Below are 24286 nucleotides of genomic sequence, written 5' to 3'. Positions count from 1 at the left end.
TCCTCTACACCATACGAACAGGAATCCCTGCCGTATTCAATTGTTTTTTCAGATCAGGGATCTTCACTTCACCATAATGGAAGATCGATGCACCCAAACCAGCTTCAATCTTCGGCAACTGAAAAAGATCAATGAAATCTTCCATTTTTCCAGCGCCCCCAGAAGCCACGATCGGCAAGCTGGTGATCTCGCTGACTGCTTTCAGCAGCGTCAAATCAAACCCTTGCTTCACACCGTCTGTATCCATGCTGTTGATGACTAATTCTCCTGCACCTAACTGCTCTCCCTGGCGAATCCATTCTAACGCCTCCAGACCGGTATCTTCGCGGCCCCCTTTGGCAAAAACATGCCACTCCTCGCCAACACGACGAATATCCACCGACAGCACAACACACTGGCTGCCGTAACGTTTCGCGCCTTCTTCGATCAATTGAGGCCGTCGGATCGCTCCCGAATTGACACTGATCTTGTCTGCTCCGCAATTCAAGACCCGTTCAAAATCAGAGACCTCATTGATTCCGCCGCCGACCGTCAAAGGAATGAACACCTCCGACGCCACGCCCTTCAAAATATCAGTAAACAACCCGCGTTCTTCTGCTGAAGCTGTGATATCATAAAAAACTAATTCATCTGCCCCCTGCTCATTGTAAAATCGAGCCAAAGTAACTGGATCGTTGACGTCTTTCAAGCCCGCGAAATTCACGCCCTTCACCACACGGCCATCTCGAACATCCAAACACGGAACAATACGTTTTGCGATCATTGCTCCTCCTCCTTACTGACAGCCAAAACCTCTTCCAACTTTAACCCGCCATTGTACAAGGACTTGCCGACGATCGCACTTGAAACGCCCAGCTTTTTCAATCCTTTGATGTCTTCCAAAGAAGCAACACCACCAGAAGCGACGATTTCGATCTCCAACTGATTGAGCTTTTCATATAGGGGCAAGTTGATGCCTTCCCCTGTCCCATCTCGGGAAATCTCCGTAAAGATGATCGTCTCTGCGCCCCAGTCTACCAACTGCTGGCAGAAATCAAAGGCATCTGTCTCTGTTTTTTCTAGCCAACCCTCTACAGCGACTTTTCCCTCCTTGGCATCCACACCGACCGCAATCTTATGGCCGTATTTTTTTAACATCGCTTGTGTGAATACTGGATCTTTTTGCGCGACCGTCCCCAGAATCACCCGATCGACACCGGCAGATAAGCAATGCTCAATCGTTTCTTCATCACGAATCCCGCCGCCAACTTCAACAAACAGGTTCGTATTCTCCACGATTTTTTTTGCGATCCCGAAGTAATGCAGTTTTCCCGCCTTCGCGCCATCCAAATCAACAAGATGCAGATACTTCGCGCCAGCTTTTTCAAAAGATTGCGCAAAAGCTACTGGATCGTCGCCAAACACTTCTTTTTGGTCGTAATCTCCTTGATACAGACGTACGACTTTTTCATCTAACAGGTCAATTGCTGGAAAAATTTTCATGCCGGCACCTCCGTAAATGCTTTTAAGATCTTCAACCCAACCTCGCCGCTCTTTTCCGGGTGGAATTGGGTTCCAAAGACATTCTTATTTTGAACGATTCCTGGAATTGAGAGCCCATACTCACTGTCGGCGACCAGATGCTCTTGGCAATCCGTCGCGTAATAGCTGTGGACATAGTAAACAAAATCATTTTCACCCAATGAGCGAACCAGTGGACTTTCAGGCTTTTTGACGTCCAAACGATTCCAGCCGATCTGCGGAACCTTTAGATCACTATTCCCTTGATCGAAAGCCTCTCGCATTGAAACGATTCGTCCCGGGATCAATCCAAGCCCCTCGTGTTCTCCAAACTCTTCGCTTTTATCAAATAGAAGCTGCATACCTAAGCAAATCCCTAAAAAAGGTTTGCCAGAAGCCGCCAGCTCTTGAATCGGTGTAACTAAGGAGAGCTCCTCCAATTTCTTTCGTGCATCGCCAAAGGCTCCGACACCGGGCAAGATGATCCGATCGGCCGCCTTTAATTCTTCGAGTGAACGTGTCACTTGGCATTCCACTCCCAAGTATTCCAATGAGCGCGACAAGCTAAACAAGTTGCCGACACCATAGTCAATAATCGCTATCATAGGCTTCCCCCTTAATTTATCGTTCCTTTTGTCGATGGGATCTCATCTGGTGCGGCTTGGTTGATCGCCACTGCTTCACCCAGTGCCCGCCCAAAACCCTTGAAGCAGGCTTCCACGATGTGGTGGCTGTTCTTACCGGCGATTTGATGCAAATGGATGGTTGCGCCGATCTCCCGAGCAAAAGCGATGAAGAATTCTTCGACCAATTCAGTGTCAAACTGCTGACCGATCTTTTCACTAGGAATGTCCAGCTCGACGACCGCCATCCCGCGTCCGCTGATATCGATCGCTGCCATGACTAGGGCTTCGTCCATCGGCAACAACATACTGCCGTAGCGTTTGATCCCGCGACGTTCCCCCAAGCTATCGGAAAATGCCCGACCGATCGCGATGGCTACATCCTCTGTCGTATGGTGTGCATCCACTTCAATATCACCGTCACAGACCAGATCAAGATCAAAGCGTCCATGGCGTACAAATAATTCCAGCATATGATCCAAAAAACCGACACCCGTTTTGATGGTTTGCTGTCCAGTACCGTCTACTGCTAAGATCAATTGAATCTTCGTTTCCGATGTATTGCGCGTTACTTCTGCTTGTCTCATGCCTTCACCTCTTCTAATATGCTTCTCAAAGCCGCTGCCAATTGTTCCATTTGTTCTTGCGTTCCCACAGTGATCCGCAAATATTCTTTCGTCCGTGGCTGATTGAACCAGCGGACTAAAATTTTCCGTTCTCTCAAGGCTTGGAAGAGTGCTTCCCCAGCCATTTTTGGATGCCTCGCAAAGAGAAAGTTCCCCTGACTGTCTGTTTGTTCAAAGCCAAGGGCCGTCAATTCCTGCTTGGTCCATTCTCTTACTTGGATCGTTTCTTGAATCTTTTCATTTACATAGGCCTGCTCCTGCAAGACAGCGCCACCCGCAGCTTGGGTCAGGCTATTGATATTGTAAGGATTCAAGCTGAAACGCAGGCGATTCATATCTGCGATCAGCGCCGCATTTCCGACACCAAAGCCTAAGCGCGCGCCAGCCAACTGACGTGATTTGGAGAAGGTGCCCACGACCAATAAATTTTTATAGCGATTGATCAAAGACACCATAGACTCGCCGCTAAAATCGATATAGGCTTCATCCACGATGACCAAACGTTCAGGGTGCTTTTCGATAAAGGCGCAGATCTCGGTTTGTGACAAATAAATTCCCGTTGGCGCATTTGGATTCGCAAAAATCACGGTTCCTGACAACGCATCATAATCCGTCAACTCAAGTGAAAAATCCTCCTTCAAAGGAACAACAGTCGCATCCACATGATACAAGCCGCTGTACACTTGATAAAATCCGTAGGTCACATCAGGGAAAGCGATGCCCTTTTCAGTAAAGCCTTGGAAAAGATACGAAAGGACCTCATCGCTGCCATTTCCTAGAAAAAGCTGATTCTGCTCCACACCTAAATATTCCGCCAATGGCTTGGCTACCGCTTCTACCGCGATATCGGAATACCGATTCAATGTTTGAGAAGCTTCGGCAACTGCTGCTTGAACACTAGGCGCAGGCGGATACGGACTTTCATTCGTATTCAATTTGATGAAGCTTTCCTCATCCACCTGTTCACCTGGCGTATAAGGAACCAGCTCCTGAAATTTTTGGTTCAAAAATGTCATGCCTCTTCACCTCTTCGTACTTTCATCGACCGCGCGTGCCCCATCAACTCTTCCGTCTCCGCAAATAATTCCACCGCGTGAGCCGCTTCTCGCATCGCCTCTTCTGTGTAATACAAATAGCTACTCTTCTTTACAAAGTCATCGACAGACAATGGCGAGTAAAAACGCGCCGTTCCTTCTGTCGGCAACGTATGGTTCGGACCAGCAAAATAATCCCCTAAAACCTCTGGCGTATGGTGCCCTAAAAAGACGCTCCCGGCATTTTCTACTTTTCCTAACAGCGCAAAGGGCTCTGCCACCGCTAACTCGAGATGCTCCGGTGCGATTTGATTCGCGATCGACAGTCCTTCAGCCAGATCCTTCACCAAGATGATCTTCCCGTTGGTTTCAATGGCCGCTTCCGCGATCGCTCTTCTCGGCAGCGTCGCCAATTGCTGAGCGATTTCTGCCTGGACATCGTCGATCAAGTCTTCTTCCGTTGTCACCAGAATCGCTTGAGCCAATTTATCGTGCTCCGCCTGAGCTAAAAGATCCGCTGCGACCCAACGCGGATTCACTGTATGATCCGCAACGATCAATACGTCACTGGGGCCGGCGATCATGTCGATATCGACTTCCCCGTACACCATCTTTTTAGCAGTCGCTACGTAAATATTTCCCGGTCCGACGATTTTATCGACTTTGGGAATCGTTTCTGTTCCATAAGCAAGCGCCGCTACGCCATGCGCGCCGCCAACCTTGTACACATTGTCCACGCCCGCGATAGAAGCCGCCGCCAAAATAGCAGCAGGGACATTGCCCTCATGGTCTGTAGGCGTGATCATGACGATTTTTTTGACTCCGGCTATTTTTGCCGGCAGTACATCCATCAACACCGTACTAGGATAGGCTGCTGTTCCACCAGGTACATACACACCGACACGTGCCAACGGACTGATTCGCTGTCCCATCACCACGCCGTTGGGTTCCGTCGAAACAAACCCCTGACGAACCTGCTTCTTATGAAACGCCAAAATATTCTCTTTCGCCTGCGTCATCACTTCTAGCAATTCTGTCGAAACCGCCGACTTGGCCGCCTCGATCTCAGCCTCCGTGACAGCTAGCGACGACAATGTCACCTGATCGATTTCTTCGATGAGCTGATACAATGCCTGATCGCCGTCTTTTTGCACGCGTGCAATAATTTTCGTCACTACCGCTGAAACATCTGCTGTCTCAGAATAGCTTCGCGACAAAATAGCCGTTAATTGATCCTTTTCCGTCGAATAAACTCTCATAGCTGCTCCCTCACCTTCTCGATCACTCGCTGGATGCGTTCCTGTTTGAAGCGCCACGTCGCATGGTTGATGATCATGCGTGCCGAAGACGGCGCAATATCCTGAATCACTTTTAGGTCATTTTCTTTCAGAGTGGTTCCTGTCTCGACAATGTCCACGATCACATCAGATAGTCCCAGCAACGGCGCCAACTCGATAGAGCCGTGCAGGTGGATCAGTTCCACCGAACGTCCCAGTCCTTCGTAGTATTCTCGAGTAATCTGAGGATACTTCGTTGAAACACGTAACGGTCGAGAAAAATCTTCCTCAAAATCATTATGCGCGGCAACCGCCAACCGGCATTCCCCCATGTGCAGATCGAGAAATTCGATGACTTCGGCTTTGCTTTCCAATAAAATGTCCTTGCCAACAACCCCGATATCCGCGGCTCCATGCTCTACGTAAATAGCAACGTCACTAGGCTTTACCAAGAAGAAGCGCAGTTTATTCTTCTCGTCGCAAAAAATCAATTTACGATTCTCTTCAAAGACACCCTCTGAAGCCACTCCTGCTTTGGTGAACAGGTCATAAACGGCATCGCCCATCCGCCCTTTCGGTAAGGCAATATTTAAATAATCCGAGTCCTGCGTGTCATCCGGCAGTTTCTGACCCACATGATTCAGCTTCATCCCAAAGCCGATCGCCCCTTGATCCTTGCCCTGCCGACTCATCAAGCGATCATAACGGCCGCCGTATAAAATAGTCTCCCGTGCTTCCTTGATAAAGCCTTGAAACAGCAAGCCGCTATAGTAGTCGGCATCGTTCATGATAGAAAAATCAAGCCGCAGACGAATCTTGTTGGAGAGGTTGTCCTCCTGTAAAGCCTTGTACAATTGCTTCAATTCTTCTAATCCAGCTTGTGCTTGCGGATAATCTGCCAATAATACTTTTGCTCGCTGGTATTTCGTTTCAAAATCTCCCGACAAACGCACCAGCTTCGCCAAATGCTCCGATTCTTCATCAGACAAGCCAGCTTTTTTCGTTAAGGTATCCATTCCGTGAGAACTCTTGTCCCGTAAACAATCCAGCACTTTCGGACGGTCCTCTTCTGGGAAGCGTTCGCAGATGCCATTCAAGATCCCCATGTGGGAAAGATCCAGCGTGCCTTCCCCCACCTGAGCCAAGCTCTCCCAAGCCAGCTTCAGTACTTCCAATTGGTCTTCCCAAGTAATCTCATCAATGATCTCTAAACCGATCTGATAAATTTTTTGGTATTCCCCCGCCTGGCGGTCGTGGCGATAGACATCCTCGACATAATAAACTTTCCGTGCCTCTCCCGCGGGTGTATTTTTCGCGATCGAAAGCGTCACATCGGGTTTCAGAGCCATGGTTCGCCCGTCATTTCCCGTAAACGTTATAATGGAAGAATTTCGTAAAAAGTTATAGCTTTGCTGATAGTTGCTATACTCTTCGAAATTATTTAAGTGATAGGGATGAAAATGATGCTGAGTATACAACTTTCTTAACTCTAATTCGATTTGTTCTTCTGATCTCAGGACTTCCCATAATTCTTCCACACTATCACTCCTTGATTTGATTGGATTTAGATTAGTTTTTTCTAACCATATTAATCACTTTATCATAAAATTGCAATGGAAACCTGTGAAGCTTTCTACTTTTAGGAAAATCACACAAAAAAAGAATTCTTTTTTCAATAGCCGATTCTCAGAATTTCTATCCGAAAGGCCCAGTATTTCTGCTATACTTTTAGCAATACGTTAGGAGGGATCATTATGTTTGCATCATTGAAAAGAGTACATCATAGATTTGAGTTATTTATTGCAGAGAATCCGAAGTTGTCTATCCTGCTACTGATCGTTACGTTGTCTGCCGTGCAAGGAATCGTAAATTTTTTCAGAGGTGCGCCTCTCCTTTCCAATCTCAGCTATATTTTTAGTTTGATTTGGTTCTACTCTATTGGCCTTCTCGCTTCAAACTTTACGAAAAAGAAAACTGGACAATTCCTTATTTGCTTTCTCCTTTCCTTCATTACATTGATCCTTCAAAGTATTTTTGAGAAAAGTCTCGTTGATCACACGTCGGTCTTCTTACTTGCGATCCTGGCACTTTTTATCGGCAGCTTATCTTGGCTGCTCACAGCTACTCTGTCATCCAAAAGAACTAGACAGGAGAATGTCTAATGCCACAGCGACATGTAAAACAAAGAACAGACCAAAACCTTTTATTAATTCTAGGGGTATTTGTTGCAGCACTTCTATTTGACTCGTTCCGCGACTTATTTCTACACGGCTGGTCAGCGAAACGTGCCTTTTCGATTGCCGTCGTTCTTTTTTTCTTACCCTTTTCCTATCTCATTGAGAAAAAGACGGATTGGACGAATAGAGCAAGGTTACTCGTTTACTTCTTTTACTTTTTGATCACTGGGACATTCGCCTCGGCTATCCTCTATCAGAATCACTTAACGGGAGAAATGCTTTTTCTCTATTGTTTCCTATCCTTCTTTGGCAGCCTTTCTTGGTTTGCTATTTGCAAACGATTGAAGACAAAAAAATAAGCTGCCGCACCGATTTGGTACAGCAGCTTATTCTTCCTCTTTTGGCTTTAAAACATCTTGCCATTCACTCATTTGATCAATGAATTTTTTACTTTTTAAATGCAATCCGATATATTCTTCATACAATTGATCCAGCGTTTGCCGGATCGCTTTTTTTGTTTCCGGTTTTAGACTGATCGTATTGATCGTTTCGTAGGTGATACTATTGAACATCCGAAGAAAATAAATTGCTCTCGGATCTGCATGGTAGCGATGAGGATCTAGATCCCAATGCTCCTGACACAAGATCCCGTTATACTTCGATGAAAAATCAAACGCGCCCGTTTTTTTGCCGCAGACTCCGCAAGCCTGCCAGTTCAATGAGACTCCAAAACGCTGCATGATCTGTATTTCATAGATGTTCATGATCGTCTCGCCGTCTTCACCATCATTCATTCGCTGCAACGCTTCTCTTGTAAAGCCATAAAGCGCTGGATCATAGACATGGTCTTCGATCGCCGCATCCGCTAGCCCTAAAATATAGGACCCATAGGCATTTAGAAAGATGTCCTCCTGCAGCTTCCGCAACGGATGGATCTCCTTTGCACTGTTGAGAAAGGACAGTCCGTCTGTTTTCAAATTCCCGATAAAGACAGCCTCGGTGAAGGGTTGAACAGCCGTCTGCAACGGATTATTCGCCCGATGAATGCCTTTGGCAAAGAACATCACCTTCCCAGCAGATTCAGTAAAAATCTTGATCAGCTTGTCCTTTTCCTTGTAATCACGACTGAATAGGATGATCCCCTTCGTCTCGCCGATTTGTGCCATAGATGTCCCTCCAATTTCATGAGAAAAGCTCCACGAAAAATTCGTGAAGCTTCGATCCATTAATAATCGTCTTTGCGATACCCGTAATCTTGCAGATACGTTTGTTTATCGCGCCAATCTTTTTGAACTTTGACCCATAACTCTAAATACACTTTATCAGCCAAGAGTGTTTCAATATCTTTGCGGGCTTGCGTCCCGATGTTTTTCAACATTTTGCCGCCTTTTCCGATAACGATCCCTTTTTGACTCGTCCGTTCCACGATGATCGTCGCTTGAATATGAACCTTATCGTTCTCGTCACGTTTCATCGACTCTGTAACGACCGCGACAGAATGCGGTACCTCGTCTCGTGTCAAACTCAAGACCTTTTCACGGATCAGTTCGGATACAATGAAGTATTCTGGATGGTCAGTGATTTGATCATCAGGGAAGTATTGTGGTCCTTCATCCATTTGATCTACCAAGACCTCTAGCAGATGCTCCACATTGTTTCCTTCCGTTGCGGAGATTGGAATGATCTCTTTGAATTCCATGATCGTACGATAATCATCAATGATCGCTAACAATTCATCTGGATGGATCGTATCGATCTTATTGATCACTAAGTAAACAGGCACTTGTTGTTTGCTCAAGCGCTCCAAAATAAAGTCGTCCCCACGGCCGCGCTTTTGTTCAGCACTGACCATAAACATGATCGCATCCACTTCTCTTAGTGCACTGTAAGCCATCTCCACCATGTAATCTCCTAAACGATGCTTAGGCTTATGGATGCCGGGTGTATCGATGAATACGATTTGTGCTTCAGGTATCGTGTATACCCCTTGGATCTTATTTCTTGTCGTTTGCGCTTTATCACTCATAATGGCGATTTTTTGCCCGACGATGCGATTCAGCAATGTTGATTTGCCCACATTCGGACGGCCAACGATTGCCACAAAGCCTGATTTATGTTCTGACATGTAAATGTTCCTTTCTGAACCTTAAGTACAGTTTACTTAAAGAAAAGCTCAATGATTTTTGGTAAAAAGATGATCACACCAACGATGATCGCAAATAGTGACGTCACCAACACTGCGCCTGCGGCCATGTCCTTGATCTTTTTTCCGATTGGATGGAAGTGGCAATCGGTCACCATATCCACCACATTCTCAAATACCGTGTTGATGATCTCAACGATCCAAACTAAGAAGACCGCCAAAAATATCCAGAGCCACTCCAACACGGAGACTCCTAATAAAAAAGCTACGAGAATCGCCATCAGCCCAAAAACGACATGGGCCCGCATATTGCGTTCTTCTTGGAAGACGGTTTTGATCCCCTGAATCGCAAATTCCAAAGAGGTAACAAAATGTTTGTTTTTTTCGGGTTTATCTTTTAAGTCCATAGGCATCTAATATCTCTTTCTGTAGACCAAACATCTCTTTTTCATCCTCAGGAGTCATATGGTCGTACCCATTGATATGTAAAAAACCGTGTACGGCTAAAAATCCTAATTCACGATCAAAACTGTGCCCGTAATCTTCTGCTTGTTCTCGCGCACGTTCTGTAGAGATCATGATGTCGCCCAGGTTCCGCGGCATCGGATTTTCTTCATCCATGATGATCGGAACCTCGTTTTCCCCTTCTTCTTCCAGTGCAAAACTAATGACATCGGTCGGTGCATCTTTGCCGCGATAGTCGCGATTGATGACTTGGATCGCCGCGTTGTCCATAAACGTCACAGACATTTCTGTATCTTCCGGTAGTTTTAAATAATCTGCCGCAAATTGCAGTACACCATCGATTTCTTGTATTTTTTCTTCAGAGACCTGCTCTGTTTCATCAATAAAAGTAATATCCATTACTCTGCCCCTTTTTTCTCTTGCTCTTCTTTCATCTTTTCAGCTTCTGATTGCATTCTTGGATACTTGATCCGTGAATGGAACGTGGAGCTCAATCCGCTGATCAATGATTTCTCAACGATTCGAATCTCTTTCAACGTCAACCCAGAATCATCCAGTTGTCCGTCGCTGATCCGTTCTTCGATTAAATTATGGACAAAATCCGTAATCTTATCAATCGAAGGATGGTCCATTGCTCTGACTGCTGCTTCACAACTGTCGGCAATGTTTACCACACCCGCTTCACGCGTTTGAGGCTTCGGTCCTGGATAACGAAATTCCGCTTCGGTTGTTTCAGGATTCCGCTCTTTTGCTTTAAAGTAGAAGAATTTCATCAACGTCGTTCCGTGATGCTGGTAACAAATATCAATGACCATTTGCGGCATTTTGTATTTTTTTAAAATTTTCGCGCCTTCGATCACATGACCGAAGATGATTTGCTTACTGTCTTCCGGCAACAGGAAGTTGTGGGGATTTTCAGCCCCCGTCGGAAGATTTTCAACGAAGAAATTCGCATGACGAATCTTACCGATATCGTGATAATAACAAGCCACTCGTGTCAGCAGTGAACGTCCGCCGATCTCTGCTACCGCATTGGCACTAAGATTGGCGACCATCATTGAGTGATGGTACGTCCCCGGCGCCTCCTCCAACAATTGCTTCAGCAACGGATGGTTCGGGTTGCTTAACTCATTCAGCGTGATCACACCACTGTCTGTCACTAGAATTTCTATATACGGTTGAAGCCCCATGCCCATGATAAAGGACAGCATGCTAGCAGCGAATGCTCCCAGCAACAGGCCCCATGTCTGACTGTCCATAAAGGACATCCCTTGGTAAATACTCAATATGATCGACCAAACAATCGGGAAGGCCACGATCCACAGCATCGCTTGTTTTACTTGGTCAGACAACCGTTTTTGTTTCACCATTACAGCCAATGTTCCAGAAAAGAGATACGTCATCAAAATGACAGGAAGCATGTTCGTACCGATGGCTTTGTAATAAATAAACAACGCAAAAACCGTTTGAAAAACTGCGGCCAAAGCGCCCGCCCGTCGATTGACAAAGACGGTCAAGATCAACGGCATGAAGGCTGCTGGGAAAAACAGCGCCAGATTATTCGACGTACTCCCTTGGAAGGATTGCAAGATCTTCATAATAATGACACCAATAGTCATTGTCGCACTATAGAATAAAATGAAGCGTACACGTTGAAACTCCACTTCAAATTGACGACTGTAAAACCATAGAAGCACCCCTTGTAAAACAGCAGCTAAAATCATTGCGATCAATGGAAAAACCGAGGTGCTTGAACTCGTCAAGCCTAGCAGCTTCAACTTGTTAATAGCATTCGCGTCGATTTGACTGCCTTCACGAACGATTACTTCCCCTTGAAAGATCATGACTGGCTGAACAGATTCACTGGCTTGTTCCTTGAGCTCGTCTGTTCGCTTCTGGTTCAAAGAGTCATTGATGACGATGCCTTCTTCCAATAAATAGCGCATCGCTTGGTTTGCTTCATCCGTCAGATTTAACGCTTGGATCTTATCGATCGCTTGCTGTTTGTATTCAGCAAGGTCGCTCTGGCGAATCCGCTTCATCATTTGTTCATCTAACAACTTCAAGCTTTCCGTTCCGACCTTGTTCAAATCACTCGTACCCAATTGTACGACCGCTTGGTAAAAGTCTTCGGGAAGCTCTTGGTAAAAGGATACAGTATCAGGGTCTAACCCTTCAAAATTTTTCTTCACTGCCGCTACACGTTCATCAACAGTAGGCTGAGGGACCTTTTCGCCGTCCTTTGCCTGAGAAACTTTGGTTTGATAATTTTTATCTAACTCGTTATTTGCCTTTTGAATAATCCCGATCAATTGGCTGATACGGTCATGCTGCGTCTGAGCAAGATCCGATTGGTACGTGTATTCAGGCGTTACCGCCTCGGCAGCAAGCTGACGTTTCTGATCCGTCTCCGCTTTGTTTTCAATCGTTTTGTTGGCCCGAATACTCTCCGTAGCAACTTGACCTTCTTTGTAGTCCACGCTCTTTTGAAGCACGCTAGTAAGCATCGTCAAGACCAATATCGTTGAAAAGATCACTAAAATGATCGGTATAAATTTTGAACCTAACTTTTTCAGCAAGTTATTGATTGGTTGATTTAACATTCAATTCCCTCCTGACTACTTTTCTTGGTGTCGTAGGTTCTCTTGTTCATAGGCTTCAATGATCTCTGCAACAACCGGGTGTCTTACAACATCCCCCGTTTCAAAGTTTACGAAGCGAATTTTTTTGATTCCCTTTAACGTTCTTTCCGCATGGATCAGACCACTGACTTGGCCTCTCGGAAGGTCCACCTGAGAAGTATCTCCATTGACGATCATCTTAGAATTAAACCCAAGGCGCGTCAAAAACATCTTCATTTGTGAGATCGTCGTATTTTGCGCCTCATCTAGAATAACGAACGCATCATCTAACGTACGTCCACGCATATAAGCCAAAGGCGCAATCTCGATGACGCCCCGCTCTAATAGACGGTTGGTATGCTCTACACCAAAAATTTGATGCAGCGCATCGTACATCGGACGCAAATACGGGTCTACCTTTTCCTTTAAATCGCCTGGCAAGAAGCCCAGACTTTCTCCTGCTTCTACTGCTGGACGCGTCAAAATAATGCGTTGGACTTCTCCCTTTTTCAACGCAGCAATAGCCATCACGATCGCCAGATACGTTTTCCCAGTTCCGGCTGGGCCAACACCAAATACTACATCTGATTTTCGTACGGCTGCAATATAGCGGCTCTGCCCAATATTTTTAGGGCGAATAGGCTTCCCATTACGATCCTTCAGCAATTCTTCTTCATACATCATAATAAATTCATCCAAGTGATCTTCGCGTGCGAGACGCAATGCGGTCATGACGTCAGGCGTAGCCACCTTGATGCCGCGATCAATCAGCAATTGCAATGTACGGATCACATCACCCACCAGCTTGGTTTCATCCTTTGGTCCAATAATCTGGATCATTTCACCGCGAGTATTGATCGTCGTTTCTGTATTGTCTTCTAAAAATTTTATGTGCTTATCATGGGTACCTAAAAGCATACTGATGTCATCTTTCCCATCAAGCTTTATTTCTAACGACTCAAAATCGTTGCTATTCAACAAGCGCTCATCCCTTCGTAAATCATTCCTTCTTATAATACCACACTCTAAATAAAAGAAAAATTGTCTAAACTTTAGTTAAAAACAACCTAATAAACAAGTGAGCTTACTAAAAAAATGAGTCATTTTCCAGCTAAATCCCGTCACTTACGAATAATGAGAGGGATTGACCAAATTTCTTTCTTGATTAGAGTTCCCCTATTATAATAGATGACTTCCATTTTTCAAGAGCCTAACCAAGATTTCTCCCTTTACATGCCTTTTTCTACACCTACCAATATCCATTCATGTTGCTCAAGTTATGCAAACTATAGAAGCATAACGAGAGCTAGCTCATTCCATATGAATTCATTTTTCCAAGGGCAGGAAAAAAGATTTTATTTTCGTACGCATATCATCCAACTAAACAGCTTGCTCACTGTTTGAATTTTATCAACTTTTTTTGACCTCATACTTTGTTAGACTGCGAAAAGTTGGACTGACAAAAAAAGCCGAGAGATTCTTCTCTCGGCTTTCATTATTGCTTACTTATTTAGAAGCTCTTTAACGATTGCATTGACTTGATTGCCATCGGCTTTACCTTTGACTTTCGGCATCACTGCGCCCATCACTTTACCAAATTCCTTTGGTGAAGTCGCTCCTGTTTTTGCAACTGCTTCTGTAACGATTGCACGGATCTCCTCTTCAGAAAGCTGAGCCGGCAAATAGTTTTCAACAATTACGATTTCCTTTTTGACTTTATCGGCCAAATCGGTGCGATCAGCTTTTTCAAACTCGGCTAAAGAGTCTCGACGCTGTTTCATCTCACGAGATAAAACTGTCAGTTCTTCTTCGTCGTTCAAATCCTGACCTTTTTTGATCTGCTCATTTTGAATCGAAGCTTTAAGCATCCGGATCACTTGCAAAGTCTCTTTGTCTTTTGCTCGCATCGCTTGCTTCATGTCTTCATTCAAGGTAGTAAGTAGTGACAATAGAATCACTCCGTTCACAGACTAGAATTTCTTACGTTTTCTAGCTGCTTCTGATTTTTTCTTACGTTTCACGCTTGGTTTTTCATAAAATTCACGTTTGCGAGATTCTTGTAGAGTCCCTGCTTTTGAAACGGAACGTTTGAAGCGACGAAGAGCATCGTCAAGAGATTCATTTTTACGAACCACTGTTTTTGACATATAAATTCCCTCCCTCCGGGCTTGAAATGTAACCGTTTTTGTTATTGAAATGTACTTCCAAACAACAAGACCGTCCATAAGTTATTATATCCAATGGGCTATTTTGAGTCAAGGCACTGAAGAATTTTAATTCTTAATTTATTCATTAACTTTTTGGCATTTTTCACATCGGCCGTATAGCTCAAAGCGATGTCCTTCAATTTCACAGCCATCCAGTTGTTCTTTAAAAAAGTTCATTGGGCACATGTGGATCTCTTTCGTCATTCCGCAAACAGTACATATAAAATGATGATGGTGCTCAAAATTTTCACTGCAACTGAATCGGAACTTCATTTCACCCTGTAATTCAGTATCCTCGATCAGGCCGATTTCACAAAATTCTCTCAAATTACGATAGACGGTATCATAGCTCAATCCTGGAAATTGATCGTTCAAATAATCATAGACTTCACGAGCAGCAACATAGCGATTGGATTTGATTAAATAATCGAGTAATGTTTCACGTTTTTTTGTGTATTTAAAGCCATTTTCTTTTACCTTCGACAAGGCCTTTTCTAATAAAGTCGTCTGTGTCATGGTATCCCTCGTTTCAAAGTGTAATGATTCCGAATAAACAATATGGTATAATAAATTATTCTTGATTGCAAGGGAGATTATTTTTATGAATAGCGAAAAACAAAATGAGTTAGTCACTATTTTCATCATCTCCGATTCTGCTGGGGAGACTGCATCTAAGCTTGCCCAAGCCTCGATGGCACAATACCCTACCGTAGAATTTTGTCTCTTCCGTCGTACCTTTGTTCACACGGAAGAATTATTGATGAAAGCTTTAAATGATGCAAAAGCCGAAAACGGTATGATCATTTATACATTGATCGATCCAAAATTAGCAAAAATCGCAAAGGAATTTTGTGAAGACAAAGACCTGTTTACAATGGACCTGTTGAATCCTGTCGTCAGTGAGATCGGCCGACGAGCACATCTTGAACCGACGGGCGAACGAGGTGCCTTGCACCATTTAAATGAAAATTACTTCAAACGGATCAAAGCGATGGAATTTGCAGTCAAATATGACGACGGAAAAGACCCCCGCGGATTTTTAGAAGCAGATGTTGTGCTGCTTGGCGTATCCAGAACTTCAAAAACGCCATTAAGTTTATATTTAGCAAATAAAAACTTAAAGGTCGCCAACTTGCCGTTGATACCGCAAGCGCATATTCCAAAACAACTCTTTGAAATTGATCCGAAAAAAATAGTCGGATTGACAAATGATCCAGAAGTGCTGATCGGTATCCGTAAAGAACGCATGCGTGCCTATGGATTGAACCCTGAAACAGCTTACTCCGATCGTGAAAAAATCCAAGCGGAACTCAAATTTGCCAATGAGCTTTATCACAAATTGGGCTGTGAAATCATCAATGTTGCAACACTCTCTATTGAAGAGACTGCTGCTATGATCATGAGTGCCTTAGATTTAGAAGACCATAGTTATTACTTTATGGAAGAAGAAAGCTGAGATCTTTATGATACGCTCCCTATAAAGTAGACAAGGAAAAAACAAAAATCCAAGTCTACTTTATAGGGAGTTTTTGTATGTCAAAGAGAAGTATTTATTCTCCAGAAGAAAAATTTCAAATTATTTCAGAAGTGATGGATAAACGTCGTAGTGTGAACAGTGTCGCTAAGAAGCATTCCCTTTCTTGGACGACGATAAACAATTGGATTCGTAAATATAATGATGACGGAATCGAGGGACTAAAAGAAGCAACAACGTGGAATCAGTACGATAGTGGACAAAAGCAGGAGGCTGTTTTGGCTGTCATAAATGAAGAAATGTCTCTCTATCGAGCAACGACGTTTTTTCAAATTTCTTCGACCTCTGTGTTAAGAAGATGGGTTTCACGCTATACTAATGGGGAAACACTAAAATCAACAAGTAAAGGCAGTGTACCCAAAACCATGAAAAAAGGACGTAAAACCACCTATCAAGAGCTTATCGAGATCGCTCAATATACAATCGCTAATGAACTGAACTACGCACAGGCGATCGAAAAATATGATGTCTCTTACCAACAAGTGTACTCTTGGGTAAAGAAATACCAGCAACACGGAGAAGAAGCACTAAAAGACAATCGTGGACGAAACAAATCAAGCGAGTTCTTAACCGAAGAAGAGCGGTTGAAATTAAGAGTAAAAGAACTGGAAGCACGAAACAAGCATTTAGAAATGGAGAACGACTTCGCAAAAAAGTTACAAGAGATTCAACGGCGAAACCGGTCCTCACGTTCGTAAGAAACGTGGAACTCTATCAAACGATTTCAGAACTGCATGAAGAGAAGCACTATTCAATCACGAATCTCTGTCAATTGGCTGGGATCGCACGCTCTTCTTACTATAAATGGTTGAAGTGGAAACCCTCAAAAAAAGAACTTGAAAACAGAAAACTGGCAAAAGAGATCCAGAAGAAATATGACAGTAAAAAAGGCGCTATCGGGTATCGGCAAATTCGTATTCAACTGAATCGAACATTCAAGAAAAACTATTCTAAGAAACGTTATTACCGCCTAATGAAAGTACTTGGGATTAAAGCAGTGATCAAGAAAAAGCGTCCGACCTATGTAAAAGCAACGGAAGCTAACGTTGCAGAAAACAGGTTAAACCGCAAATTTATCGCTGAAAAGCCCAATCAAAAATGGTGTACGGATATTACTGAATTGAGATACGGCAATGGCCGAAAGGCTTATTTGAGTGCGATCATCGATCTTTATGATCACTCGATCGTTTCTTGGAAGCTCGGTCATTCCAATAATAATCCACTTGTCATGGATACTGTAAAAAAAGCCATGCGTAAGAATCCTGGCGTCAGACCGCTGCTTCATAGTGATCGCGGGTTTCAATACACCTCTTATGATTACAAAGCACTCCAAGTAAACTATAAATTCACCAAAAGTATGTCTCGAGTCGGTCGCTGCCTGGACAATCAACCGATCGAACATTTTTGGGGAACATTTAAAGAAGAAAAATTCTATCAAGAAAGCTATCAAAGCTTTGATGAACTAAAGAAATCTGTCAGTAGTTATATGCGGTACTACAATAATTATCGCTACTCTGAAGCGTTAAATGAGCTTTCACCAAACGAATTCAGAAGGCAAGCCGCATAAAAACAGGAATCGAGTCACTCGATTCCTGAATAGTATAATTTTTGTTTTTTGGCTGTCTACTTGACAGGGAGCACTTCATTACGATCTCAGCTTTCTTTCTTCTTGTAATTCACGAATCCGCTCTAGACGATACGGAGTTATTTGATAGACGTCATTTAGCCAGTTGTGATAAAACAACTGTGCGTGAGCCCGCCAATAATTGTAGATTTTCCCGTTCTCATAATAATTTGCAGGCTTGGCCGTGTCCAATCCACGTTCATGATCCCGTAAGTATTCCTTTTCCAAGGTATCCGTTGCGTACTCGAAATGCCCCATTAGGAAAATGTCATGCTCATCTTCAGAGATCAAGATCGCTGATCGTTCGTTCTCATCTTTGGCGATTACCTTGATTTTTTTCTGACGAACTTGCTCTTCATTGATTCCCGTATAACGAGATTGCGGCATCCAAAAACGGTCATCAAAGCCTCTAAATAAACGAAAGTGGTGTTCAATGTCCTGTTTAAAGATTCCAAACAACTTCTCCTCAAAGGGAACCTTTTCCACTCCGAAGTGATAATACAAACCGGCTTGTGCTCCCCAGCAAATATGCACGACCGACGTTACAGAAGTCTGGCTCCATGCCATAATTTCTACCAGCTCCGACCAGTAATCCACTTCTTCAAACCTCATTTGTTCAATCGGAGCGCCCGTGATGATCAACCCATCATAGCAAGACTCTCTCACCTGTGAAAACTCCAGATAAAACTTATCTAAATGATTTTTACTTGTATTTTTATGCTCATGGCTTGCTACCTTTAAAAAGTCCACATCGATCTGTAAAGGGCTCTGACTAATCAATCGCAGCAGATGGATTTCGGTATCGATTTTATTCGGCATCAAATTCAAGATCACTAATTTCAGTGGACGAATGTCTTGATGCTCCGCTCGAGAATTATCGATCGCAAAAATATCTTCAGATTCTAAAACAGACGTTGCTGGAAAATCTGGCTTCAAACGAATCGGCATACATTACCCCTCCAATTTGTCAAAAGCTTGGCGCAAGTCAGCAAGAATATCCTTTACATTCTCAATCCCACAGGATACACGAACCAATCCTGGAGAAATTCCCGCTTGATGCAGTTCTTCATCCGTCAGTTGACGATGTGTCGATGTTGCAGGATGCAATGCGCAGGTTCGTATGTCTGCTACGTGAACTTCTAATGACACTAATTCTAGCGCATCTAACCATTTCGCTGCTGTTTCTTTCCCATCTGCAAACTCAACTGAGATCACCCCGCATAATCCGTTTGGAACATATTTTTGAGCCAATTCATAATTTTCATCGCTTTCCAATCCGGGATAATAAACCTTTTTAATCGCCGGCTGCTGGTTTAAAAAGTTCGCAATCGTCAATGCATTCTCATAATGACGATCCATCCGAACCGGCAAAGTTTCCATGCCAAGATTAAGTAGGAATGAATTTTGCGGAGACGGTGTCGCTCCTAGATCCCTCATCAGTTGAACACGCGCTTTCGTAATATAAGCAGCTTCTCCAAATTTTTCTGTGTATACGATTCCGTGGTACGTTTCATCTGGTTCCGAAAGCTGCGGGAATTTTCCGTTGTTCCAATCAAAATTTCCGCCATCCACAATCACGCCACCTGTTTGCACTGCATGACCATCCAAATATTTTGTTGTACTATGGATAACGATATTTGCACCAAATTCGATAGGACGACAGAAGTATGGCGTCGCAAACGTGTTATCAATAATAAAGGGAACAGCTAATTCTTTGGCGATCGTCGCAAATTTTTCTTGGTCCAAAACTTTCACCGCAGGATTAGCGATCGTTTCACCAAAAATAGCTTTAGTGTTTGGGCTCGCCGCCTTCAGTATTTCTTCTTTTGAAGCATCTTGATCGATAAAAGTTACTTCGATACCCATCTTTCTGAATGTATGGGCAAATAGGTTGTAGGTCCCGCCATAGATGTAGCTGGAAGAAATCAAATGATCGCCTGCCTCTAAGATATTTAATACCGCATAGAAGGTAGCTGCTTGACCAGAAGATGTACATAAAGCGCCCACCCCACCCTCAAGCGCTGCGATTTTTGCTTCCACTGCACCTGTCGTTGGGTTCGCCAACCTAGTATAAAAATAGCCGGCTGCTTCCAAATCAAACAATTTTCCGATCTCTTCCGTAGACTCATAAGCGTAGGTCGTGCTCTGAACAATTGGGAGCACCCGAGGTTCCCCATTCTCCGGTTGATAGCCTGCATGTAAACATTTTGTTTCAAATTCCATAATTATTTCCTCCTGTTTTCGATTGATTTTTTCATTTATTTTAATAAAATACTTGATTCTCATACGCATATGATTTCACTATCCTGCTGAGGCTCACAGTCGATTCAGAATCCAATTGAGGTATAAATTTTTTACAAAATTTATTCTTATCTTCTTCGACATATCATTCTGCTAAACGAGTTATTCCATACATTTTCTAAGGCCCAATTCCCTGGTCGAATTGTACTAAACTGCGAAAAGCAGAACTGACAGCTAATTCGAGTTAGAAGAGCCATTTTTCTAAAGAGCAGAAAAATGCATGATTCTCATACGCATATAATTTCACTATCCTACTGAAGCAGGAAGTGAAACTCACAAAAAACTCCCGTCTTTTCATATTGAAAGGACGGGAGTGCCGTGGTACCACCTTAGTTTACCAGTCTCTTGCAAGACTGATCTTGTGTCGTATTGCTACGAACTGCTGTAACGGGCATTCCCGTGTCTGGTAAAGACAATTGCTCCAAGGCCATCTTCCAATGAATCGCTGCTGCTTCTTCTCAATTCCCGAAGCTCTCTGTCAAGTCCGATTCCTTGTACTCTTCTCTTCAACGCAATTAAAATATTTGGACGCCTTCTTTTTCAACAGAAAGCACATCGATCATTGCTTCATGGTCAAAGGCTTTCAAGGCTGTGACCAGTTTTTCTGTATTCTCAGGCGGTGTCAAAACTAAGACTGTTGGACCTGCACCGCTTAAAAAGCTGCCGTACCCGCCATAAACTTTACAAAACTCTCGAATTTTCTTCAAATGAGGAACTAAATGCTGGCGGTGATTTTCATGCAAAATGTCTCGCTCCATCATTTTTCCAGCTAAGGGCAAATTGCCGTTTAAAACTGCTGCGATCATAACATTCCCGATTGAACTGGCTTTTACCGCATCTCGATAAGACATTTCTTTGGGTAAAACAGCGCGACTTTCCGAGGTCAATAACTCATGATTTGGAATGAAGGCAATCACATCGCAATCAGGAAAGGCATGTTTCACAAAATTCACTTCATTATTGTTATAACTCGCCACTACAAAATCACCGCATATTGCTGGGGCGACATTGTCTGGATGCCCCTCGATTTTTGTCGCGTAAGTCACTTTTCTTTGCGGCGTCATCCCTAGATTTCCTAGTCGATTCGCTAGTTCGATTCCCGCTACAACAACGGATGAACTGCTGCCCAGACCTCGAGCGATCGGAATGTCTGAAGTCATCGTGATCTGGTGCGGTGTCAAGTTGGGCGCAAGATCTAACGCCGTTTGGATCAATAAATTCTGTTCATCAGAAGGAATCTCACTGCCTAACTGATGCTTGATCTGCCATTTTTTTGTTTCTGGACCGATATCGATCGTCAAATACTGAGAGAGCGCAATACCACATGAATCAAATCCTGGGCCTAAGTTTGCACTAGTGGCTGGGACGCGGATTTTCATAGAGAAGCCACTCCTTCACGTAAGTGTCGGCGCATGTCCTCCAAGTCACTCATCTTATTAATCGTAATCGTTGTTTCGTTGATTGCTGTATCTGGGTCTTTCAAGCCGTTTCCAGTGAAGACTGTCACTACCGTTTCACCAGGCTTGATCCGTCCATTTTTCACGTGCTGGATCACACCTGCCAGTGAAGCCGCTGAGCCTGGCTCAACAAAAACACCTTCTTGTGCTGCAACTTTGCGATAAGCATTCAAAATTTCCTCATCTGTCACTGAATCAATATGCCCCTTCGATTCGTCGCGGGCTGCTTCGGCCAACTTCCAGCTAGCTGGATTACCGATTCGGATTGCTGTAGCAACCGTTTCCGGCGCTTCAATGACTTCACCTCTCACGATCGCAGCGGCCCCCTCGGCTTCAAAGCCGTGCATACGCGGCAAGGCTGTTCCTTTTTTCTCATGCCACTCTTTGAACCCTTTCCAGTAAGCAGAAATATTTCCAGCATTTCCCACAGGGATCGCCAATACATCTGGCGCTTTTTCTAGTTGTTCACAGATTTCAAAAGCGGCTGTTTTCTGTCCTTCTAAGCGGTATGGATTTACTGAATTGACTAACGCTACCGCTTCGGTCTCAGCAATATCACGAACTGCCTTCAGTGCTTCATCGAAATTTCCAGGGATCGAAATGATGTCCGCTCCGTAAGCAATCGCTTGGGCCAATTTACCCATCGCGATCTTGCCGTCAGGAATTACGACATACGCTTTGATACCCGCACGTGTGGCATAGGCAGCCGCGGCTGCACTCGTGTTGCCTGTCGATGCACAGATAATCGCCTTCGCACCATCCTCTACCGCTTTGGCAACTGCCATCACCATTCCGCGATCTTTAAATGATCCTGTAGGATTCAGCCCTTCATATTTTCCATATAAGGTAATCCCCAGTTCTTCTGATAAATTCTTTAAAGGAATGAGCGGGGTATTTCCCTCCGCTAGAGCAATCTGAGGCGTTTTATCTGTGATTGGCAAATATTCTTTGTATTGCTTTAATAGACCTTCGTACATGTTTATTCCCCCATAACTTTCATCAACGATACTACTTTATATGTTGTTTTTTCTTTGATTTCTTCTTGGATTTGGTTCATCTTTGTCTCTGATGTCTCATGTGTGACCACGACAACACGTGCATTTTCCCCATCCGCTTTTTCCTGAACAACTTGTTCAAAGCCTACTTGCGTCTGCGTCATAATCTCAGCAAGTTTCAAGAATTGTCCCGGTTCGTCCGGCATTTCCAGCGATAAAAAGTATTTACTAATATTTTCACTCGGCGATGTTAATTTAGTTGGCTGCGTATACCCTGTAAAACGATGGCCCACTGTATTTTTCTTCATCTTGTTAGCGATCGTCATCAGATCTGCCACGATACTTGTTGCTGTCGGACGTGCCCCCGCACCAGGTCCATAATACATGGACTCACCGATTCCTGAGCTCTTAACAAAAACAGCATTCATTTCATTGTGGATAGAGGCGAGTGGATGCGTATGAGGAACCAAAACGGGTCCGACTTCCACTGAGATCGTATCCTCTTTTTTGATGGTTGAACCGATCAACTTAACGGTGTAACCTAGCTGGTCCGCCACCAGAACATCTTTTGCAGCGAGTCCTCGGATTCCTTTGATTTTGACTTGATCCATCGTAATAGACATACCAAATGCAAATTTACTTAAAATAACCATTTTATATGCCGCATCAATCCCGTCGACATCGTTTGTTGGATCGCTTTCCGCAAAGCCGAGTACCTGTGCTTCCTTCAATGTTTCCTCATACGTACGATGCTCCTGCACCATCTTCGTCAGCATATAGTTTGTTGTGCCGTTGACGATCCCTAGGACTTCAGTAATATCATCCGCCGCTAAACTGTTGGCGATCGTCCGCAAGATCGGGATACCGCCAGCAACACTTGCTTCGTAGTACAAATTACGTTGCTGCTCACGTGCTAGATCCACTAGCTCACTGCCGTGCTGAGCCAACAAGTCTTTGTTCGCTGTCACCACATGCTTGCCAGCTACCAAAGCTTCCTTGATGAATGTCTTAGCGGGTTCGATACGCCCCATAACCTCTACGACGATATCGATCTCTGGATCATTCAGAATCGCATCCAATTCGGTAACGAGTTCCAAATGATACTTCTCCGCTAACGCACTTTTGTCCTCATTCGGTCGAATCAAGGCTTTCGTTACAAGCAAGGGGCCGCCAATACTTTTTTCAATTTTCTCTTGATGATCTGCCAAAATCTCTAAGACACCGGTACCTACCACACCTAAACCTAATAAACCCACCTTGACTGCTTTTTCCATATTCCGCCTCCGTTAAATTACATTCGTATTAAAAGTAATTTCATCGTATTCTAATAGTTAGCTATCAGTATAACAAAATTTTTGTAAAAAAAAAGAGCTTTTCCAAAAATTTTGGAAAAGCCTCTCTTTACTGATGCAAGACGTGTCGAAAGGTCTGCTCTAGAACATCTAAGACATGCTGATCGTCTAGACTATAAAGCATCGCCTTTCCATCACGACGCGCTTTGACTAATCGGTTATCACGCAATAATTTTAATTGATGAGAGACCGCGGACTGCTCCATCGCTAATGTTTCACTGATCGATGACACATTCCGCTCTCCCTCTTTTAGAAACATTAAAATTTTTAACCGTGTCGGATCACTCAAAACTTTAAAAAATTGACTTACTGCTTGAAATTCTTCGTGTTCCTTCATTTATAGCCCTCAT

28 protein-coding genes are annotated in these 24286 nt (G+C 43.8%); 5 read left to right on the top strand and 23 right to left on the bottom strand.

Annotated features, from left to right (window positions below; translation table 11 throughout):
- Positions 1-4: 4 nt before the first annotated feature.
- The 7 genes from hisF to hisG are packed head-to-tail and all read right to left on the bottom strand — an operon-like array spanning position 5 to position 6598.
- A complete protein-coding gene (gene hisF, locus I592_RS04030; protein ID WP_010781498.1) occupies positions 5-763 on the bottom strand; it encodes an imidazole glycerol phosphate synthase subunit HisF in 759 nt (252 codons plus the stop codon).
- Positions 760-1482 carry a 1-(5-phosphoribosyl)-5-[(5-phosphoribosylamino)methylideneamino]imidazole-4-carboxamide isomerase gene (gene hisA / locus I592_RS04025; RefSeq protein WP_010781499.1) on the bottom strand — a complete coding sequence of 241 codons (723 nt, stop codon included), beginning with the start codon at positions 1480-1482 and terminating at the stop codon, positions 760-762. The genes hisF and hisA overlap by 4 nt, the downstream gene beginning before the upstream one ends.
- On the bottom strand, positions 1479-2105 hold the full coding sequence (gene hisH, locus I592_RS04020) for an imidazole glycerol phosphate synthase subunit HisH (protein WP_010781500.1): 627 nt from the start codon (positions 2103-2105) through the stop codon (positions 1479-1481). Before hisH ends, hisA begins: the two co-directional genes overlap by 4 nt.
- A gap of 11 nt (positions 2106-2116) precedes the next feature.
- Positions 2117-2710 carry an imidazoleglycerol-phosphate dehydratase HisB gene (gene hisB / locus I592_RS04015; RefSeq protein ID WP_010781501.1) on the bottom strand — a complete coding sequence of 198 codons (594 nt, stop codon included), beginning with the start codon at positions 2708-2710 and terminating at the stop codon, positions 2117-2119.
- Positions 2707-3765: a histidinol-phosphate transaminase gene (hisC, locus tag I592_RS04010; RefSeq protein ID WP_010781502.1), complete on the bottom strand. Its 1059-nt coding sequence runs from the start codon at positions 3763-3765 to the stop codon at positions 2707-2709. Before hisC ends, hisB begins: the two co-directional genes overlap by 4 nt.
- Complete coding sequence (gene hisD / locus I592_RS04005; RefSeq protein ID WP_010781503.1) at positions 3762-5042, bottom strand: histidinol dehydrogenase; 1281 nt, start codon at positions 5040-5042, stop codon at positions 3762-3764. Before hisD ends, hisC begins: the two co-directional genes overlap by 4 nt.
- Positions 5039-6598: an ATP phosphoribosyltransferase gene (hisG, locus tag I592_RS04000; protein ID WP_010781504.1), complete on the bottom strand. Its 1560-nt coding sequence runs from the start codon at positions 6596-6598 to the stop codon at positions 5039-5041. Before hisG ends, hisD begins: the two co-directional genes overlap by 4 nt.
- Positions 6599-6814: 216 nt before the next feature.
- Between hisG and I592_RS03995 the strand changes: the two genes are divergently transcribed.
- Positions 6815-7222 (top strand): hypothetical protein, encoded by a 408-nt coding sequence (locus I592_RS03995; RefSeq protein WP_010781505.1) that lies wholly within the window; start codon positions 6815-6817, stop codon positions 7220-7222.
- Positions 7222-7596: a hypothetical protein gene (locus I592_RS03990; RefSeq protein ID WP_010781506.1), complete on the top strand. Its 375-nt coding sequence runs from the start codon at positions 7222-7224 to the stop codon at positions 7594-7596. Before I592_RS03995 ends, I592_RS03990 begins: the two co-directional genes overlap by 1 nt.
- 27 nt (positions 7597-7623) lie before the next feature.
- Here I592_RS03990 and recO read toward each other — a convergent pair whose 3' ends face one another.
- From recO to I592_RS03945, 9 genes are all read right to left on the bottom strand, one after another.
- Complete coding sequence (gene recO, locus I592_RS03985) at positions 7624-8403, bottom strand: DNA repair protein RecO (protein ID WP_010781507.1); 780 nt, start codon at positions 8401-8403, stop codon at positions 7624-7626.
- A gap of 59 nt (positions 8404-8462) precedes the next feature.
- Complete coding sequence (gene era, locus I592_RS03980) at positions 8463-9362, bottom strand: GTPase Era (RefSeq protein ID WP_010781508.1); 900 nt, start codon at positions 9360-9362, stop codon at positions 8463-8465.
- A 32-nt stretch (positions 9363-9394) separates the two neighbouring features.
- The gene (locus I592_RS03975; RefSeq protein WP_010781509.1) at positions 9395-9793 is read right to left on the bottom strand and encodes a diacylglycerol kinase family protein; all 399 of its coding nucleotides are present in this window, start codon (positions 9791-9793) and stop codon (positions 9395-9397) included.
- On the bottom strand, positions 9771-10244 hold the full coding sequence (ybeY, locus tag I592_RS03970) for an rRNA maturation RNase YbeY (RefSeq protein WP_010781510.1): 474 nt from the start codon (positions 10242-10244) through the stop codon (positions 9771-9773). Before ybeY ends, I592_RS03975 begins: the two co-directional genes overlap by 23 nt.
- Positions 10244-12448: an HD family phosphohydrolase gene (locus I592_RS03965; RefSeq protein ID WP_010781511.1), complete on the bottom strand. Its 2205-nt coding sequence runs from the start codon at positions 12446-12448 to the stop codon at positions 10244-10246. The genes ybeY and I592_RS03965 overlap by 1 nt, the downstream gene beginning before the upstream one ends.
- 15 nt (positions 12449-12463) lie before the next feature.
- A complete protein-coding gene (locus I592_RS03960) occupies positions 12464-13384 on the bottom strand; it encodes a PhoH family protein (protein ID WP_044926416.1) in 921 nt (306 codons plus the stop codon).
- A 584-nt stretch (positions 13385-13968) separates the two neighbouring features.
- A complete protein-coding gene (locus I592_RS03955; RefSeq protein ID WP_010781513.1) occupies positions 13969-14415 on the bottom strand; it encodes a GatB/YqeY domain-containing protein in 447 nt (148 codons plus the stop codon).
- 21 nt (positions 14416-14436) lie between these two features.
- The gene (rpsU, locus tag I592_RS03950) at positions 14437-14613 is read right to left on the bottom strand and encodes a 30S ribosomal protein S21 (protein ID WP_002356740.1); all 177 of its coding nucleotides are present in this window, start codon (positions 14611-14613) and stop codon (positions 14437-14439) included.
- Positions 14614-14751: 138 nt separating this feature from the next.
- Entirely contained in the window at positions 14752-15189 is a 438-nt protein-coding gene (locus tag I592_RS03945; protein ID WP_010781514.1) for a Fur family transcriptional regulator, read from the bottom strand.
- Between the two features lie 85 nt (positions 15190-15274).
- On the opposite strand from I592_RS03945, the gene I592_RS03940 reads away from it, so the two are divergent.
- The 3 genes from I592_RS03940 (at position 15275) to I592_RS03930 (ending at position 17774) form a co-directional block, all read left to right on the top strand.
- Positions 15275-16129: a pyruvate, water dikinase regulatory protein gene (locus I592_RS03940; RefSeq protein WP_010781515.1), complete on the top strand. Its 855-nt coding sequence runs from the start codon at positions 15275-15277 to the stop codon at positions 16127-16129.
- 77 nt (positions 16130-16206) lie between these two features.
- A complete protein-coding gene (locus tag I592_RS03935) occupies positions 16207-16905 on the top strand; it encodes a helix-turn-helix domain-containing protein (protein WP_010779997.1) in 699 nt (232 codons plus the stop codon).
- Complete coding sequence (locus I592_RS03930; RefSeq protein WP_244265182.1) at positions 16797-17774, top strand: IS3 family transposase; 978 nt, start codon at positions 16797-16799, stop codon at positions 17772-17774. The genes I592_RS03935 and I592_RS03930 overlap by 109 nt, the downstream gene beginning before the upstream one ends.
- 78 nt (positions 17775-17852) lie before the next feature.
- Here the strand turns inward: I592_RS03930 and I592_RS03925 are convergent, their stop codons facing one another.
- The 7 genes from I592_RS03925 to I592_RS03900 form a co-directional block, all read right to left on the bottom strand.
- Positions 17853-18779 (bottom strand): homoserine O-succinyltransferase, encoded by a 927-nt coding sequence (locus tag I592_RS03925; RefSeq protein WP_010781516.1) that lies wholly within the window; start codon positions 18777-18779, stop codon positions 17853-17855.
- Positions 18780-18782: 3 nt separating this feature from the next.
- Positions 18783-20054, bottom strand: a complete 1272-nt coding sequence (locus I592_RS03920; RefSeq protein ID WP_010781517.1) for an O-acetylhomoserine aminocarboxypropyltransferase/cysteine synthase family protein — start codon at positions 20052-20054, stop codon at positions 18783-18785.
- 450 nt (positions 20055-20504) lie between these two features.
- Positions 20505-20642 carry a hypothetical protein gene (locus tag I592_RS22270; RefSeq protein ID WP_425268420.1) on the bottom strand — a complete coding sequence of 46 codons (138 nt, stop codon included), beginning with the start codon at positions 20640-20642 and terminating at the stop codon, positions 20505-20507.
- Positions 20643-20647: 5 nt separating this feature from the next.
- Positions 20648-21511 (bottom strand): homoserine kinase, encoded by an 864-nt coding sequence (gene thrB / locus I592_RS03915; RefSeq protein WP_010781518.1) that lies wholly within the window; start codon positions 21509-21511, stop codon positions 20648-20650.
- On the bottom strand, positions 21508-22566 hold the full coding sequence (thrC, locus tag I592_RS03910) for a threonine synthase (RefSeq protein ID WP_010781519.1): 1059 nt from the start codon (positions 22564-22566) through the stop codon (positions 21508-21510). Before thrC ends, thrB begins: the two co-directional genes overlap by 4 nt.
- Before the next feature lie 2 nt (positions 22567-22568).
- Positions 22569-23858, bottom strand: a complete 1290-nt coding sequence (locus tag I592_RS03905) for a homoserine dehydrogenase (protein ID WP_010781520.1) — start codon at positions 23856-23858, stop codon at positions 22569-22571.
- Positions 23859-23985: 127 nt separating this feature from the next.
- A complete protein-coding gene (locus tag I592_RS03900; protein WP_010781521.1) occupies positions 23986-24273 on the bottom strand; it encodes an ArsR/SmtB family transcription factor in 288 nt (95 codons plus the stop codon).
- Positions 24274-24286 lie beyond the last annotated feature (13 nt).

It is taken from the genome of Enterococcus gilvus ATCC BAA-350, assembly GCF_000407545.1.
Taxonomy (GTDB): domain Bacteria; phylum Bacillota; class Bacilli; order Lactobacillales; family Enterococcaceae; genus Enterococcus_A; species Enterococcus_A gilvus.
The sequence above is the reverse complement of the archived record's forward strand: the minus strand, read 5'-3'. Positions and strand labels throughout refer to the sequence as shown.